The 15,252-nt window shown below is 71.8% G+C and carries 15 protein-coding genes; 5 read left to right on the top strand and 10 right to left on the bottom strand.

Features of this window, described 5'->3' with window-relative positions; genetic code table 11:
- Nucleotides 1-12: 12 nt before the first annotated feature.
- Entirely contained in the window at nucleotides 13-741 is a 729-nt protein-coding gene (flgF, locus tag LRS14_RS09195; RefSeq protein ID WP_046111638.1) for a flagellar basal-body rod protein FlgF, read from the top strand.
- 30 nt (nucleotides 742-771) lie between these two features.
- Here the strand turns inward: flgF and LRS14_RS09190 are convergent, their stop codons facing one another.
- Nucleotides 772-1,416 carry a TIGR02281 family clan AA aspartic protease gene (locus tag LRS14_RS09190; protein WP_257799348.1) on the bottom strand — a complete coding sequence of 215 codons (645 nt, stop codon included), beginning with the start codon at nucleotides 1,414-1,416 and terminating at the stop codon, nucleotides 772-774.
- Nucleotides 1,416-1,913 carry a YajQ family cyclic di-GMP-binding protein gene (locus LRS14_RS09185; protein WP_257799346.1) on the bottom strand — a complete coding sequence of 166 codons (498 nt, stop codon included), beginning with the start codon at nucleotides 1,911-1,913 and terminating at the stop codon, nucleotides 1,416-1,418. Before LRS14_RS09185 ends, LRS14_RS09190 begins: the two co-directional genes overlap by 1 nt.
- 69 nt (nucleotides 1,914-1,982) lie before the next feature.
- Between LRS14_RS09185 and murB the strand changes: the two genes are divergently transcribed.
- Nucleotides 1,983-3,032, top strand: a complete 1,050-nt coding sequence (gene murB, locus LRS14_RS09180; RefSeq protein ID WP_257799345.1) for a UDP-N-acetylmuramate dehydrogenase — start codon at nucleotides 1,983-1,985, stop codon at nucleotides 3,030-3,032.
- Here the strand turns inward: murB and LRS14_RS09175 are convergent.
- The 5 genes from LRS14_RS09175 to LRS14_RS09155 all read right to left on the bottom strand — a co-directional run bounded on the left by LRS14_RS09175 (nucleotide 3,025) and on the right by LRS14_RS09155 (nucleotide 8,173).
- Nucleotides 3,025-5,274 carry an ATP-binding protein gene (locus LRS14_RS09175; RefSeq protein WP_257799344.1) on the bottom strand — a complete coding sequence of 750 codons (2,250 nt, stop codon included), beginning with the start codon at nucleotides 5,272-5,274 and terminating at the stop codon, nucleotides 3,025-3,027. The genes murB and LRS14_RS09175 overlap by 8 nt on opposite strands.
- Nucleotides 5,271-5,783: a molybdopterin-dependent oxidoreductase gene (locus LRS14_RS09170; protein ID WP_257799343.1), complete on the bottom strand. Its 513-nt coding sequence runs from the start codon at nucleotides 5,781-5,783 to the stop codon at nucleotides 5,271-5,273. The genes LRS14_RS09175 and LRS14_RS09170 overlap by 4 nt, the downstream gene beginning before the upstream one ends.
- Nucleotides 5,784-5,862: 79 nt before the next feature.
- Complete coding sequence (locus LRS14_RS09165) at nucleotides 5,863-7,038, bottom strand: MFS transporter (protein WP_046111847.1); 1,176 nt, start codon at nucleotides 7,036-7,038, stop codon at nucleotides 5,863-5,865.
- Nucleotides 7,039-7,097: 59 nt separating this feature from the next.
- Nucleotides 7,098-7,844, bottom strand: a complete 747-nt coding sequence (locus LRS14_RS09160) for an SDR family NAD(P)-dependent oxidoreductase (protein ID WP_257799342.1) — start codon at nucleotides 7,842-7,844, stop codon at nucleotides 7,098-7,100.
- Between the two features lie 26 nt (nucleotides 7,845-7,870).
- Nucleotides 7,871-8,173 (bottom strand): YdhR family protein, encoded by a 303-nt coding sequence (locus tag LRS14_RS09155; RefSeq protein WP_052736085.1) that lies wholly within the window; start codon nucleotides 8,171-8,173, stop codon nucleotides 7,871-7,873.
- 100 nt (nucleotides 8,174-8,273) lie between these two features.
- Here LRS14_RS09155 and LRS14_RS09150 point away from each other — a divergent pair, with 100 nt between their 5' ends.
- A complete protein-coding gene (locus LRS14_RS09150) occupies nucleotides 8,274-9,185 on the top strand; it encodes a LysR family transcriptional regulator (RefSeq protein ID WP_257799341.1) in 912 nt (303 codons plus the stop codon).
- Between the two features lie 33 nt (nucleotides 9,186-9,218).
- Here LRS14_RS09150 and LRS14_RS09145 read toward each other — a convergent pair whose 3' ends face one another.
- On the bottom strand, nucleotides 9,219-9,857 hold the full coding sequence (locus LRS14_RS09145; protein ID WP_257799340.1) for a pseudouridine synthase: 639 nt from the start codon (nucleotides 9,855-9,857) through the stop codon (nucleotides 9,219-9,221).
- A 48-nt stretch (nucleotides 9,858-9,905) separates the two neighbouring features.
- The gene (locus tag LRS14_RS09140) at nucleotides 9,906-10,079 is read right to left on the bottom strand and encodes a hypothetical protein (protein WP_257799339.1); all 174 of its coding nucleotides are present in this window, start codon (nucleotides 10,077-10,079) and stop codon (nucleotides 9,906-9,908) included.
- A gap of 130 nt (nucleotides 10,080-10,209) precedes the next feature.
- On the opposite strand from LRS14_RS09140, the gene LRS14_RS09135 reads away from it, so the two are divergent.
- Nucleotides 10,210-12,408, top strand: coding sequence for a TonB-dependent siderophore receptor (locus LRS14_RS09135; protein WP_257799338.1), 2,199 nt, complete (start codon nucleotides 10,210-10,212; stop codon nucleotides 12,406-12,408).
- A 54-nt stretch (nucleotides 12,409-12,462) separates the two neighbouring features.
- Here LRS14_RS09135 and LRS14_RS09130 read toward each other — a convergent pair whose 3' ends face one another.
- A complete protein-coding gene (locus LRS14_RS09130) occupies nucleotides 12,463-13,428 on the bottom strand; it encodes a Tim44 domain-containing protein (protein ID WP_257799337.1) in 966 nt (321 codons plus the stop codon).
- 215 nt (nucleotides 13,429-13,643) lie between these two features.
- Between LRS14_RS09130 and LRS14_RS09125 the strand changes: the two genes are divergently transcribed.
- A complete protein-coding gene (locus tag LRS14_RS09125) occupies nucleotides 13,644-15,227 on the top strand; it encodes a YgiQ family radical SAM protein (RefSeq protein ID WP_404977541.1) in 1,584 nt (527 codons plus the stop codon).
- The last annotated feature ends 25 nt before the right edge of the window (nucleotides 15,228-15,252 follow it).

Raw genomic sequence — 15,252 nt, 5'->3', positions numbered from 1 at the left:
AGGAGGCCCGCGATGGACCGCATGATCTACCTGTCGATGTCGGGCGCCAAGGCGTCGATGCAGCGGCAGGACGTGCTTTCGCACAACCTGGCCAATGCCACCACCACCGGCTTCCGAGCCGAGCTGCAGGCCTTCCGCGCGGTGCCCATCCGCGGCGACGGCGCCACCACGCGCGCCTTCGCGCTGGAATCCACCGTGGGCTACAACCAGCTGCCCGGCGCGGTGCAGGCCACCGGCCGCGGGCTGGACGTGGCCATGAAGGGCAACGCCTGGCTGGCGGTGCAGGGCCTGGACGGCACCGAGGCCTACACCCGCGCCGGCAACCTGGACGTGAATGCCGAAGGCACGCTGACCACCCAGGCCGGCCTGACCGTGATGGGCGACGGCGGCCCGCTGACGGTGCCGCCGAACAGCGAGGTGCGCATCTCGCCGGACGGCAACGTCACCGCCAAGGCACCCGGCCAGGCCGAGGTGCAGGTGGGCCGGCTGAAGCTGGTGACGCCCGAGGCGCCGATGACGCGCGGCGACGACGGCCTGTTCCGTGCCGGCCCCGATCCGCTGGACGCCGACCCCAATGCGCGGCTGCAGGACGGCGCGCTGGAAGGCTCCAACGTCAGCGCGGTGGAAACCATGGTGGCCATGATCTCCGCCGGCCGGCAGTTCGAGCAGCAGATGAAGATGATCCAGACCAGCGAGCGCCAGGAGCAGACGGCGCAGAAGCTGCTGTCCACCAGCGGCTGATCCGCCGGTACTGCCGGGCCGCCCCAAGGGTCAGGGCTTCTTCTCGAGCCGCAGCGTGTCGTTCACCTGCTTCATCTGGAAGCGGCTGAGGAAGCTGTTGCCCAGCAGCACGAAGGGCATCTGCTCGGGCAGCACCACCGCGGGCACCTGGTACACCTCGGCGCCGCCCAGGCGCACCGAGGTCAGCGTGACCAGGTGCACCGGCACCGCGCCGTTGGCCGTCTGCGTCATGCCGCGGGCGCCGCGCTTGTAGTCCAGGCCGATGCGCTCGGCCTCGGCCTGCGACAGCGCCACCACGCTGGCGCCGGTGTCCACCATGAACTGCACCGTCTTGCCGTTGATCTGGCCGCCCGACATGAAGTGCCCGCCCGGCCCGGCGGTGAGCACCACGTCGTTGTCGCCGCGGGCGGCCGCCGCACCGCCCAGGTTCACCGGCGCGGCGCCGATGCGCAGCAGCAGCTGCGCCCCACCCACCTCCACCCGCGCGCCATCCGGCGCCACCGACAGCAGCTTGACGCCGCCATGGCTGCTGCCCACGGTGAGCGTGCGGGGCTGGCCGTCGATCACCAGCAGCGCGGCGCGGTCGCCCATGCTGCCGTTGAGCGACACCTGCTGCGCCGCCACCGGCAGCGCGCCCAGGGCGCCGGCCAGCAGGAACGCGGCGCAGCGGCGCATCAGTCGCGGAAGTTGTTGAAGGACAGCGGCACGTCCACGTCCTTCTTGATGAGGGCCATGGCGGCCTGCAGGTCGTCGCGCTTGGCGCCGGTGACGCGCACGGTGTCGCCCTGGATGGCGGCCTGCACCTTGAGCTTGCTCTGCTTGATGAGGCCCTGGATCTTCTTGCCCATCTCGCTGTCGATGCCGGCCTTGAGCACCAGCACCTGCTTGACCTTGTCGCCGCCGATCTTCTCGATCTTGGCGCTGTCGTCGATGAAGCGCGCATCCACGTTGCGCTTGCTGAGCTTGCCGACCAGCACGTCCTTCACCTGGCCGATCTGGAAGTCGCTGTCGCCGTACAGCGTGATGCTCTTGTCGGTGCCCTTGTCCTGCAGCTCCACCTTGGCGCTGGAGCCCTTGAAGTCGAAGCGGGTGGTGATCTCCTTGCCCGCCTGGTCGACGGCGTTGCGGACCTCGACGAGGTTGGGTTCTAGAACGGTGTCGAAGCTCGGCATGAATGCACCCGGGTCTGGAGAAAAAGGCAGTAAGCCGAGGCTTACGGGGGAATCGGCGAAAATTCTGCCATGCAACGCCTGGCCCCGGCCCTACAGATCGAGCGCGACGCAAGCCTGCGTGCCTACAACACCTTCGGGCTGCCGGCGGTGGCGCGCACCCTGGTGCACATCCACAGCGCGCTGGACGTGCGCCGTGTGGTCGACCACCCGGAGTACGGCCGCGCGCCCAAGCTGGTGCTGGGCGGTGGCAGCAACATGGTCTTTACCCGCGACGTGGCGCCGGTGGTGCTGAAGATGGACGTGCGCGGCCGCCGACTGGTGGAAGCGCGCGACGATGCCTTCATCGTCGAGGCCGGCGCCGGCGAGCCCTGGCACGAGTTCGTGGCCTGGACGCTGGACAACGGCTTTCCGGGGCTGGAGAACCTGGCGCTGATCCCGGGCACCGTGGGCGCCTCGCCGGTGCAGAACATCGGTGCCTACGGCGTGGAGCTGAAGGACCGCTTCGAGTCGCTGAGCACCGTGGACCTGGTCACCGGTCGCAGCGTGACGCTGGACGCGCGCACCTGCGCCTTCGGCTACCGCGACAGCGTGTTCAAGCAGGAAGGCTTCGGCGGCCTGGCCGGCAAGAGCGTCATCACCCACGTGCGCTTCCGCCTGCCGCGGCCGTGGCAGCCGGTGCTGGGCTACCTGGAGCTGGAGCGGCGCATGCAGGAGACGGGCAACACCGCGCCCGATGCGCGCACGGTGTTCGACTGGGTGTGCGATATCCGCCGCGGCAAGCTGCCCGACTGGCGCGAGGTGGGCAACGCCGGCAGCTTCTTCAAGAACCCGGTGGTGACGATGGAGCAGTGCCGGGACATCATCGGCCGCGACCCGGAGATCGTGCATTACCCGCTGCCCGACGGCTCGGTGAAGCTGGCCGCAGGCTGGCTGATCGATGCCTGCGGCTGGAAGGGCAAGACGGTGGGCCGCGCCGGCGTCTATGAGAAGCAGGCGCTGGTGCTGGTCAACCGCGGCGGCGCCAGCGGCGCCGAGGTGGTGACGCTGGCCCGCGCCATCCAGGAAAGCGTCTACGGCCGCTTCGGCATCCGACTGGAGCCCGAGCCGCTGATCATCTGACGCCGGCCGGCGCGGGCAGCAGGCCCAGCTGCCGCAGCGCGTCGGCCGTGGCACGGCGCACCGACTCGAATTCCTCCAGCCGCGCCAGCAGCGCCGGCACGTCGGCCTGCGGGGCCAGCTCGCGCACCGCCTGGGCGGTGTCGGCCAGCCGCTGCAGGCCCAGGTTGAGCGCCGCGCCCTTGGTGCCGTGCAGGCTGGCGCCCAGCGTCGCCACGTCGCCCTCGCGGGCGGCCTGCAGCAGCCGCGGCAGGCCGGCGGCGCATTCCTGCAGGAAGCCGTCGGCCAGCGTGGCGAAGCGCTCGCGCGTCATCAGGGCCACCACGCTGTCGAGCACCTCGCGGTTGAGCAGCCCGGGCGGCGGCGCCGAGGGTGTCTGCAGCTGCAGCTCCGGCTGCGGCAGGTTCGGCGAACCGGCGGCCGGGCGCAGGCCCACCACCGCGGCCAGCGTGGCCGCCAGCTGGCGCGCCTCCACCGGCTTGGTGAGGAAGGCGGTCATGCCGGCGGCCAGGCAGCGCTCGCGCGTTTCCGCGAAGGCATCGGCGGTGAGGGCGACGATGGGCATGCGGCCGGCTTCGCCCGGCAGCTCGCGGATGGCCAGGGTGGCGCCCACGCCGTCCAGCTCCGGCATGTGCAGGTCCATCAGCACCACGTCATAGGGCCGGGCCTGGGCGGCACGCACCGCCTCGTGCCCGTTGGTGGCGAAGGTGACCTCGTGGCCCAGTCCGCCCAGCAGCGCTTCCAGGTACTTGCGGTTGACCGCATGGTCCTCGGCCACCAGCACCTTCAGCCCGGGCATGCGCGGCACGGTGACGTCGGCGGCAGGCAGCGCGCTGGCGGAGCCGGCATCGGCCGCCGGCTTGAGTGGCAGCACGAAGACGAAGGTGCTGCCCTGGCCGGCGCGGCTGCTCACGCGGATGTCGCCGCCCATCAGCCGCGCCAGGTTGCGCGAGATCTCCAGCCCCAGGCCGGTGCCGCCGTGGCGGCGCGAGCGCGAGGTGTCGCCCTGGGTGAAGCGCTGGAACAGCCGGGCCATGGTGGCGTCGTCCATGCCGATGCCGGTGTCGGTCACGCTGAAGGCCAGCTGCCCGTGCGACAGCCCGGCGCTCACCGTCACCGAGCCCGCGTCGCTGAACTTGATGGCATTGCTGATGAGGTTGAACAGCACCTGCTTGACCCGCGTGGCATCGGCCGTCACCCGCTCGGGCAGGCCCGGCTCGATGCCGATGCGCAGGGCCAGGCCCTTGGCGGCGGCCTGCGGCTTCATCAGCGCCTCGATGTCGTGCAGCAGGCGCGCCAGCGGCACCGAATCGGGCACCAGCGTCAACGTGCCGGACTCCAGCTTCGACATGTCCAGGATGTCGTTCAGGATGGCCAGCAGGTGGTCGGCCGATTCGGTGGCCGTGCGCAGGTAGTCCAGCTGCGTGTGGTTGAGCCGGGTTTCGCGCAGCAACGAAAGCATGCCCAGCAGGCCCTGGAAAGGCGTGCGGATTTCGTGGCTCATGTTGGCCAGGAACACGCTCTTGGCCTGGCTGGCGGCCTCGGCCTCGTGGCGGGCGTCGCGCAGCCGCGCCGCCAGCGCCTCCAGGCCCAGCTGGCGGCGCTCCAGCTGGCGCATCTGGCGCACCGCGATCAGCGCGAACACCAGCGTGCTGACGCACAGCACCAGCGTCAGCGCCACGCTGACGATGTTGTGCTCGCGCACGGTCTGGTTGCGGTAGGCGATCTGGGCCGCCACCTCGTGCGAGGCCGACAGCGACAGCGAGTGGATGGGCGCGGCCAGCGCATCCAGCGTGCGCAGCAGCGTGGCCAGCACCGGGGCATCCAGCGGCAGCGCGGCCTCGGGGCCGAGGAAGCGGTCGGCCTCGCCGATGAAGGCCTGCAGCTGCTGCACCGTGCGGTCGAACTCGGCGCGGTCGCGGATCAGGCGCGCGGCGCGCTCCGTCTCCAGCAGGTTGGCCATGCTGACGAACAGGTCGTAGCGCAGCTGCAGCGCATGGCGGTCCAGCGGCTGCTGGCGCACCGCGTCGCGCCACTGCATCTGCAGCCGCAGGAACTCCACCTCCAGCTGGTTCAAGTTGACCAGCAGGTAGTCGCCCTGGAACTGCACCGCCGAATTGAGCGAGCGGAACTGGTGCACCTGCACCGTGGCCGCCAGCGCGAAGGCGGCCACCAGCACCGCGCCCACGACGCCGATGAGCCAGCCGCGGCGCGGTGCGGAAGGTCCGCCGGTGCGGGCGCTCACCGGACCTCGAGGCTCACCAGCTGCCAGGCGCAGCGGCTGAAGTACACGGCGGTGCGCAGCTCGGGCTGGCGGTCGAACGGGTACATGATGAACAGCGGTCCCTTGTCGCGCACCGGCATCGGCTTGCCGTCCATCAGCACCGCCAGCACCACGTCGTGGCGCAGCAGGTCGTCGAACGGGATCTCCACCCGGTAGTCGTTCAACGCGACGGCCACCACCTTCTCGCCGCGGGCGCCGGCCGCGCCCAGCACGTCGCGCACCAGCGGGCCGGTGAAGCGCCGCACCGTGCTGTACCACGGCGTCTTGGTGACGATGTCGGTCTGCGGCAGGCCGCGCAGCATGGCCAGGTCGAAGCCGGCGTGCTGGGGCAGGTTGGGGCGGCGCAGCCGGCCGCGCACGGTCAGCAGCACCTCGCCGGCGGGCGGCTCCAGCGCCTGCGCGGCACGGGGCACGGCAGCCGCCAGTGCCAGGCCGGTCAGCAAAACTTCGCGTCGGCGGAACGGGGGCATCGTCGGGACGTGCGGTGGAGGGGCAGCGGATTGCGCGGCATTCTAGGGGGGTCCCTGGGCAGAGGCGGCGGGGGCGGCCTCAGCCCTGCACCAGCTGCTGCCGCTCGCGCAGCGCCGGGAACAGCCGCATCCACACCGCCACCACCGCCAGCGTGCCCACGCTGCCCAGCACCACCGAGCCCACCGGCCCCAGCCAGGCGGCGGTGGCGCCGGACTCGAACTCGCCCAGCTGGTTGCTGGCGCCGATGAACACCGAATTGACGGCGGCCACGCGGCCGCGCATCTCGTCGGGCGTGTCCAGCTGCACCAGCGACTGGCGCACCACCACGCTCACCATGTCGGCCGCGCCGGCCACCATCAGCGCCGCGAAGCTCAGCCCGAAATGGGTGGACACGCCGAAGACGAAGGTGGCCACGCCATACACCGCCACCGCCGCGAACATGCGCCGGCCTACCCGGTGGCGCAGCGGCCAGCGGGTGAGCAGCAGCGAGACCAGCAGCGCACCGCCCGCCGGTGCGCCGCGCAGCAGGCCCAGGCCCCAGGGCCCGGTATGCAGGATGTCGCGCGCATAGATGGGCAGCAGCGCCGTGGCGCCGCCCAGCAGCACCGCGAACAGGTCCAGCGAGATGGCGCCCAGGATCACCGGCCGCTGGGCGATGAAGCGGAAGCCCGCCAGCAGCGTCGCCAGGTTCACCGGCTCGCGCAGCGGCGGCCGCCGCAGCCCGCGGATGGACAGCACCAGCGCCGCGCCCAGCACGAAGAGCGCCGTGCAGGTGCCATACACCGCCGCCGCCCCGGCCACGTAGACGAAGCCGCCCAGCGCCGGGCCGGCGATGATGGCCGCCTGCATCGCGCCCGAGCTGAAGGCCAGCGCCCGCGGCAGCACAGCGGCCGGCACCAGCGAAGGCACCACCGCCTGCTGCGCCGGCTGCTGGAAGGCGCGCGCCACGCCCAGCAGCACCGACACGCCCAGGATGGCTTCCCGGCCCACCCAGCCGCCCAGCGTGCCGACGGCCAGCACGCCGGCCACCAGCGCCTGCAGCGCCAGGCAGGCGGCCAGCACATGGCCACGGTTGCTGCGGTCGATCACCGTGCCCACCACCAGCGTGAGCAGCAGCGCGGGCAGGAACTGCGCCAGCCCCACCAGGCCCAGGTCCCAGGCGCTGCCGGTGGTGTCGTACATCTGCCAGCCCAGGGCCACCATCAGCATCTGCGCGGCCATGGTGCCGGCCAGGCGGCCCCACCACATGCGCATGAAGGAAGGAAAGGTCCGCAGCGGCGCGTCGGCCGCCGTGGCCTGCGGCGGCTCGGCCGTCACTCGCGCACGTCGGCGACGGGCGCGCTGCCGAAGTCGGGCCGGGCGAGGAAGGCCAGCACCTTGGCCGCCGCGGCTTCGGGCGAATCCAGCGCACCAGTGGCGGCCAGGTTGGCGAAGCGGGCCTGCTCGGGGAAGCGGGCCGGGTCGCCACCGCGGAGCTGGCGCTGCATGTCGGTGTCGATCACGCCCGGGGCCAGCGACACGGTGCGCGCGCCGTTGGGCAGCAGCGCCTCGTCCAGCGCCAGCGCGCGGGAGAAGTGGTCCAGCCCCGCCTTGACCGCGCAGTACGAGGCGCTGCCGGCCATCGGCCGCCGGCCCAGGCCGGAGGAGATGTGGAGCAGCTTGCGCTGGCCGGTCCAGCCGCGGGTGGCCCGCAGGAAGGCGGCGGACAGCAGCAGCGGCGCTTCCAGCCCCACGCGCAGCGCGGCCGACAGCGCCTCGGGCGCATCGCCTTCCAGCGGTCCCGGCGTGCTCAGCAGCGCCGCGTTGTTGATGAGCGAGGCGCTGGCGAAGCGGTCGGCCGGCATCGCGGCCAGCCAGGCTTCCAGCCGGGCGGCTACGTCCAGCGGCTGGGCCAGGTCGGCCTGCCACTGCTCGGCGCCCGTGAGCTGCGGGTTGGCCGCGCGAGCGATGCCGAGCACGGTGTGGCCGGCCTGCAGCAGCTGCTGCGCCATGGCGGCGCCCATGCCGCGCGAGCTGCCGGTGACGATGAAGAGGTGGGAGGCGGAAGAGGGGGACTGCATGCGGGCGAGGATACCCGCGCCGGCCCTCAGCCGCGGGTGATGACCGATGCGCCCTCGTGCACCGGCAGCGCGGTGATCTCCAGGTCCTTCAGGAAAGGTTCGGCCGCCACGCGGGCCACCGCCTCGGAGGCCATGAAGGCGTCCATCGAGGCCTTGTCCTGCCAGATGTACACGCTGGCGAAAGTGCCGGTGTCGAAGTCGGCCATCCAGGTCTTGCGTTCCAAACCGGGCACGCCGGCGATGGCATCGGCGTAGGGATCGACCCAGCGTTGCTGGTATTGCTCGGGGTCCAGGGTCAGCACGTAGCGAAAGATCTGGGCGTAGCGCATGGGAAAGTCTGCAAGGGTTGCAATAACAAAACGATAGAGCCGGTGAGAAATCGGGGCAATGCCTATACTTTCTATCAAACTATTGGCCTGGCCTATAGAAATGGCGCACTACGGACTCCCTGCCCTTCACTACGCCTCGGCGGCGGCACGGCTGCGTTCCTTCAGCGCCGCTGCACGCGAAGCCGGCGTGTCGCAGCCCACGGTGTCGGCTGCGGTGGCAGAACTGGAGGCGGTGCTGGGCGCACGGCTCTTCCTGCGCTCGGGCCGGCAGCTCGGCCTGACCGCCGAAGGCGAGCGCCTGCTGCCGCGGATCGACGCGGTGGTCGGCGCGGTGGCGCTGCTGCAGGCGGAAAGCCGCGAGCTGTCTTCCGCGGCCCGCCAGGAGTTGCGCATCGGCTTCACGCCGCTGATGGGCGCGGGCCGCCTGGCGCTGCTGCTGGAGCCGTTCGAGCAACGACATGCGGGCGTGCGGCTGCTGTTCTTTGAATCGTCGGTGGCCGACCTGGAGCAGCGGCTGGACGCCGGCCAGCTCGACGTGATCGTGGGCTGCGGCTTCCGCAGGCTGCGCACCCGCGGTCGCGCTCGGCTGCTGGAAGACGAGCTGGCGCTGTGCTCGCCGCAGCCGCCACTGGGTGCAGGCGGTGCGGCGACCCTGCCCGCGGCCAGCCGGGAGCGGCTGCTGCTCACCGCCGACCTGTGCGGGCTGGCCAGCGCCACCCGCGGCCTGTTCGAGGCCGCGGGCCTGCCCATCCAGGCCTACCCCGGTCGCGCGATGAGCTACGGCGCGCTGGAAGACTGGGTGGATCTGGGCCTGGGCAGCGCGGTGATCCCGCGCTTCCACGTGCGCCGCCAGGCGTTAGCCAGGCCGCTGCTGGACGCCGCGGGCGCGCCGCTCACGCTGGCGCTGGAAGCCGTGTGGCGACGCGGTGCCGCCGGGGCCGGACCGGTGGCGGCCTTCCTCACTTTCGTGCACCGGGTGGTGCCCACCCTGGCCCGCGGCCTGGCGGCGTGAGGCGTTGCGCCGCCGCAGGTCGTGCAGGAAGCGTCAGAAGGGCGCCGGGCTGTCGAACTGCACCGGGAGCCCGGTGCGTGGGTGCACCAGCGCCAGGTGCTCGGCATGCAGCAGCAGGCGCGGGGCCAGCGCCTGCACCGCGGGCGGGGCGTACAGCTCGTCGCCCAGCAGCGGATGCCCCAGCGCCTGCATGTGCACCCGCAACTGGTGTGAGCGGCCGGTGACCGGCTCCAGCGCCACGCGGGTGATGCCGTCGGGTTGCCGCTGCAGCACGCGGTAGCGGGTGAGGGAGGGCTTGCCCTCCCTCAGGTTGACGATCTGCCGCGGCCGGTTGGGCCAGTCGCAGATCAACGGCCAGTCCATGGTGCCGGCGTCGTCGGCCAGGTGGCCGTGGGCCAGGGCGACGTAGCGCTTGGCCACATGCCGCTCGGCGAAGGCAATGCTGAGCTGGCGGTGCACCTGGGCGCCGCGGGCCAGCACCATGAGGCCGGAGGTGGCCATGTCCAGCCGGTGCACGATCAGCGCATCCGGCCAGCGGGCCTGGGCCCGGTGGGCGATGCAGTCCTGCAGATCGGGGCCACGGCCGGGCACCGAGAGCAGGCCGGCCGGCTTGTCGACGACGATCAGCGCGTCGTCCTGGTGCAGCACGGCCAGCGGGGGCGGGGCCGTCATCGCGGTGTGTGAGAGGCGCTGGCCGCGGCCCGGGTGGGCCGCGGTGCATCAGCGCGCGGGTGGTTCGCTGCCCGGGGCGGGCGCGGGGTCGGCGGAGCCTTCGTTGGGCGCCGGCTCGTGGCTACCGCGGTCGCCGACCTTCTTCTGGCGCTTTTCTTCCGCCTTGCGCTTCTTGGCCAGCTCGCGCTGTCGCTTTTCGTACGAGTAGTTGGGCGTCGCCACCGGGCGTCTCCTGTTGCTGCGAATGGCCGCGGCGCCAGCATAACCCCCCGGGCCGCGAAGCTGAAACAAGCGCGCTGCCCGCGCCAGTTCCCGGCATCGGACGTCATGGGGCTGCAGGACAATCCCGGCCATGTCTCCGCCGTTGTCGCAGTCCCTCCGCCCCTGGCTGCTGGCCTGCGCCGCCAGCACGGCCGCCGCACAGCCCGTACCGCCGCCGCCGGCCGCGGCCGCCTCCGCGTCGGCCGCCTCGACCCCGGTGCCCGCGCAGCGGGTGGAGGTCACCGGCAGCAACCGCCGCAGCGATGCCGACGAGCGCCGGCAGTCCACCGCCGCCAAGGTGGTGGTGGGCCGGGAGGAGATCGAGCGCTTCGGCGACGCCAACGTGAGCGACGTGCTGCGCCGGCTGCCCGGCGTGACGGTGCAGGGCAGCCCCGGGCGTGGCGGCACGCCGCGCATGCGCGGCCTGGGCAGCGGCTACACCCAGATCCTGGTGGACGGGGAGCCGCTGCCGGCGGGTTTCAGCGTGGATTCGCTGTCGCCCGAGCAACTGCAACGCATCGAGCTGCTGCGCGGCCCCACCGCGGAAACCGGCGCCCGCGCCATCGCCGGCACCATCAACATCGTCACGCGGGAGAACCAGCGCCAGCCGCTGAACGACTGGCGTCTGACCTCGGCCTTCGACGAAGGGCAGGTCTCCCCCACCGTGGCCTGGACGCGGGGCGGCAAGCTCGGCGAGGCCTTCGACTACACCGCGTCGCTGTCGGTGTACGCCCGCGAGGAAGACACCCGCAGCAGCACCCGCACCGTGTCGCCCACGCTGGAGCAGCAGGCGCAGCAGGTGCTGCACGACCGGCGCAAGGGCCTGCGCGGCTCCGGCCGGCTGCGCTGGCGGCTGGGCGAGGGCGAAAGCCTCACCCTCACGCCCTACCTGCTGCTGGCCGATGCCACGCCCTTCCGGGCGGGCACGCTGCAGCAGACGCTGGGCGCAGCACCGTACGAGCGCTTCCGTACCGATTTCGACAACGGCTTCCAGCTGCGGCGGCTGAATGCACAGCTCAACCGCCGGCTGGGCGAGCACCGGCTGGAGTGGCGCGTGGGTGGCACCCAGGCGCAGTGGTCGTCGGACACGCTGCGGGTGGAATCCGGAGGCGCCAGCCCCGGCTTGCGCACCGACGCCACCCGGACCGACAGCGACGACGCCAGCACCACGCTCAAGCTGAGCACGCCGCTGGGCGAGCGACACAACCTGGTCTCCGGCCTGGAACTGGCCGGCCAGCAGCGCGACGAGCGGCGCGCCACCACGCTGGACGGCCTGCCGGTGCTGGACGAGTTCGGCGACAACCTCAGCGCCTCGTCCCGCCGCTGGGCGGTGTACGTGCAGGACGAATGGAGCGTCAGCCCGCAGCTGGACCTGCAGCTGGGCCTGCGCGGCGAAGGCATCCGCACCGAGGGCAGCGGGGAGGGTGGCGCCCGCGTTCGCAACAGCAGCACCGTGTGGACGCCGCTGCTGCACGGCGTATGGCGGCCCGACGCCCAGCGCAAGGACCAGGTGCGCCTGAGCCTGACGCGCAGCTACCGCGCGCCCACGCTGCAGAACCTGATCGGCCGGCCGGCGCTGAGCACGCTCTACCCCACCGGCGCCAACGAGCCCACGTCGCCCGACCGCGCCGGCAACCCGGACTTGAGGCCCGAGATCGCCACCGGCATCGACCTGGCCTTCGAGCGCCACCTGGCCGGCGGCGGGCTGCTCAGCGCCAACCTGTTCCACCGGCAGATCCGCGACCTGATGCGCACCGTCACCACGCTGGAGACGGTCAGCTGGTCGACCGAGCCGCGCTGGGTGGCCCGGCCGCGCAACATCGGCGACGCCACCACCAGCGGGGTGGAGCTGGAGGCGCGCTTCAAGCTGGACGCGCTGTGGGCCCCCGCGCCGGCGGTGGACGTGCGCAGCAACCTGAGCCTGTTCCGCTCGCGGGTGAACTCGGTGCCCGGGCCGGACAACCGGCTGGACCAGCAGCCCGGCGCCACGCTCAACCTGGGCGCCGACTACCGCCTGACCGACTGGCCGCTGACCCTGGGCGCCACCCTCAACCTCACGCCGGGCTATGACGCGCGGCTGTCGGAAGACCAGTTCGCCACCCAGAACCGCAAGCGGGTGATCGATGCGTATGCGCTGTGGCGGGTGCGGCCCGGCCTGCAGCTGCGTGTGTCGGCCAGCAACCTGGCGCCGCTGGACGACATCACCGGCTCGGTGGTGGCGCAGGAACAGTCGCGCACCGTGTCGCCCTCCACCATGAACTGGCAGCTGCAGCTCGAGATGAAGCTGTGAGGCGGGCATGAAAAAGGCGGCCGGAGCCGCCTTCTTGCCTGCTGGGGGCGGGGATTACAGCGGCTGGATGCCGGCAATCGCCCAGTCGCCGCCGGCCACCGGCTTGACGAAGTGCCACAGCTCGTTGAAGGGCTCGGCACCGGCGCCGATCTCCTCGCGGATCAGGCCGTGGAAGCGCACGGTGACGATCTGCTGGCCCTGCTCCTCGGCATAGTCGGCCAGGTCGGCGTCGAGCTGCACCACGTCCGTCTGCTGCGCCTTGGCGCCGCGGTCCTGCAGGTCCAGCCGCAGCGAAGCGAACAGCTCCGGCGTGGTGAACTTGCGCAGGTCATCCACCTGGCCGGCATCGTTGGCGGCCTGCATGCGGATGAACAGCATCTTGGCGATGCGCTGGAAGCCTTCACTGTCGAAGTCCGCCGGCAGCGTGGCGCGGCCGGTGGCTGCGGCGGCGGGCACCGCACCCAGGCCCGTGGCGGCGGCGGCCGGCGCGGCGTCGAACGACTGGCGCTGCAGCGGCTGCTGCGGCTCGAGCGTGCGGTTGAAGTTGAACGCGCCTCCGTTGGCGTTGCCGCCGGCACCCGCGCCCGCACCGGCCATCTGCAGGCCGTTGTTCTGGCCCTGGCGGTTGCCCGCGAAGCGGCGCATCAGGAAGCGGATCGCCACGAAAGCCACGATGGCCAGCAGCAGCATGGTCATGAAGTTGGCCAGGCCGGCGCCCATGCCCAGGTGGCTGAACAGCGCGGCGATGCCCAGGCCCGCTGCCAGGCCGGCGATCGGGCCCATCCACGAGCGCTTGCCCGCCGCGGCGGCGGCACCGGCGGCCGCGGGTGCGGCGGCGCCTGCCACCGGCGCGGCATTGCCTGGCTGCTGGGCCGGCGTGCCCGGGGTGGATTGGGGCGACTGCGCAGGGGCCTGGCGCTGCATGCCCGAACTGCGGCCGCCGCCCAGGCGCTTGGCCTCGGCGTCGAATGAGGCGAGCGGCAGCGATACGGCCGCCACCGCCACGGAAAGGGCTACCAACCAGGTCTTCACAGGGTCTCCTTTGATCGTCGAGAGGGTGACTTGCACCCGTGCACCGCTCCCATGCGGCACTCGGGGTATGAGTGTCCAGGGCGGATTTGGTTCATTTCACCGCGAACTCAAGCGCAAGACCGTGTTTCGGAGGGGATAAACCGACAGGGTGAACCCCTAGCGCCGACAATCGAGGGTTAGCCGCCGCTCCGGAAAGCCCGCCCGTGTCCACCGCCCTCGCACCGAATCCCGCCCCGACGGTCAAGCCGCTCACCGCGTACCGCCCCTACTGGGCCAAGCGCTTCGGGCCGGCGCCGTTCCTGCCGATGAGCCGTGCCGAGATGGAGCGCCTGGGCTGGGACGAGTGCGACGTCATCATCGTCAGCGGCGACGCCTACGTGGACCACCCCAGCTTCGGCATGGCGGTGATCGGGCGCACGCTGGAGGCGCAGGGCTTCCGTGTCGGCATCATCGCCCAGCCCGACTGGCACAGCGCGGAGGCGTTCAAGGCGCTGGGCAAGCCGCGCCTGTTCTTCGGCGTGGCGGCCGGCAACATGGATTCGATGATCAACCACTACACGGCTGACCGGAAGATCCGCAGCGACGATGCCTACACGCCGGGCGGCGCGGCCGGCAAGCGGCCGGACCGGGCGACGCTGGTGTACACCCAGCGCTGCCAGGAAGCCTTCAAGGACGTGCCGGTGATCATCGGCGGCATCGAGGCCAGCCTGCGCCGCATCGCGCACTACGACTACTGGCAGGACAAGGTGCGCCGCTCCGTCCTGGTGGACAGCAAGGCCGACCTGCTGCTGTACGGCAACGCCGAGCGGGCCATCATCGAGGTGGCGCACCGCCTGGCGCAGCGCCGGCCGATCGAGAGCATCACCGACGTGCGCGGCACCGCCTTCATCCGGCGTGCAGGCGATCCGTCGGCCGAAGGCTGGTTCGAGCTCGATTCCACCGAGGTGGACCGCCCGGGCCGGGTGGACGAGCACATCAACCCCTACCAGACCACCAGCGAGCAGGCCGAGGCCCAGGGCACCACCTGCGCGAAGGAAGAGGGCGGGGACGCGGCCACGGCGGCCAGCAACGGTGGCCTGGGCGCCGCCGAGCAGCCGATCAAGATCGTGCCGCGCAGCCGCGTGGTGATGCCGCCGCGCGAGCGCACCGTGATCCGGCTGCCGGCCTACGAGCAGGTCAAGAGCGACCCGGTGCTGTATGCCCACGCCAACCGCGTGCTGCACCTGGAGACCAACCCCGGCAACGCCCGCGCGCTGGTGCAGCGCCACGGCGAGGGCCATACCGCCCGCGACGTGTGGATCAACCCACCGCCGATCCCGCTGGCCACGGCCGAGATGGACCATGTGTTCGACCTGCCGTATGCGCGGGCGCCGCACCCTTCCTACGCCGACGCCAATGGCGGCCACGACGGCCCGACCAAGATCCCGGCCTGGGAGATGATCCGCTTCAGCGTGAACATCATGCGCGGCTGCTTCGGCGGCTGCACCTTCTGCTCGATCACCGAGCACGAGGGCCGCATCATCCAGAGCCGCAGCGAAGATTCCATCATTCGCGAGATCGAGGAGATCCGCGACAAGGTGAAGGGCTTCACCGGCATCATCAGCGACCTGGGCGGCCCCACGGCCAACATGTACCGCATCGGCTGCAAGAGCCGCGAGATCGAGTCGGCCTGCCGCAAGCCCAGCTGCGTCTACCCCGGCATCTGCCCCAACCTCGACACCGACCACGGCCCGCTGATCCAGATCTACCGCCCGCGCGGGCGCTCAAGGGCATCAAGAAGATCCTGATCGGCTCCGGCCTGCGGTACGACCT

The sequence above is a fragment of the Aquincola sp. J276 genome (genome assembly GCF_024700035.1).
In the GTDB taxonomy this organism is placed as follows: Bacteria; Pseudomonadota; Gammaproteobacteria; order Burkholderiales; family Burkholderiaceae_C; genus Aquincola; species Aquincola tertiaricarbonis.
Note: the sequence above shows the minus strand (reverse complement) of the source record. Positions and strands in the feature narration are given on the sequence as shown.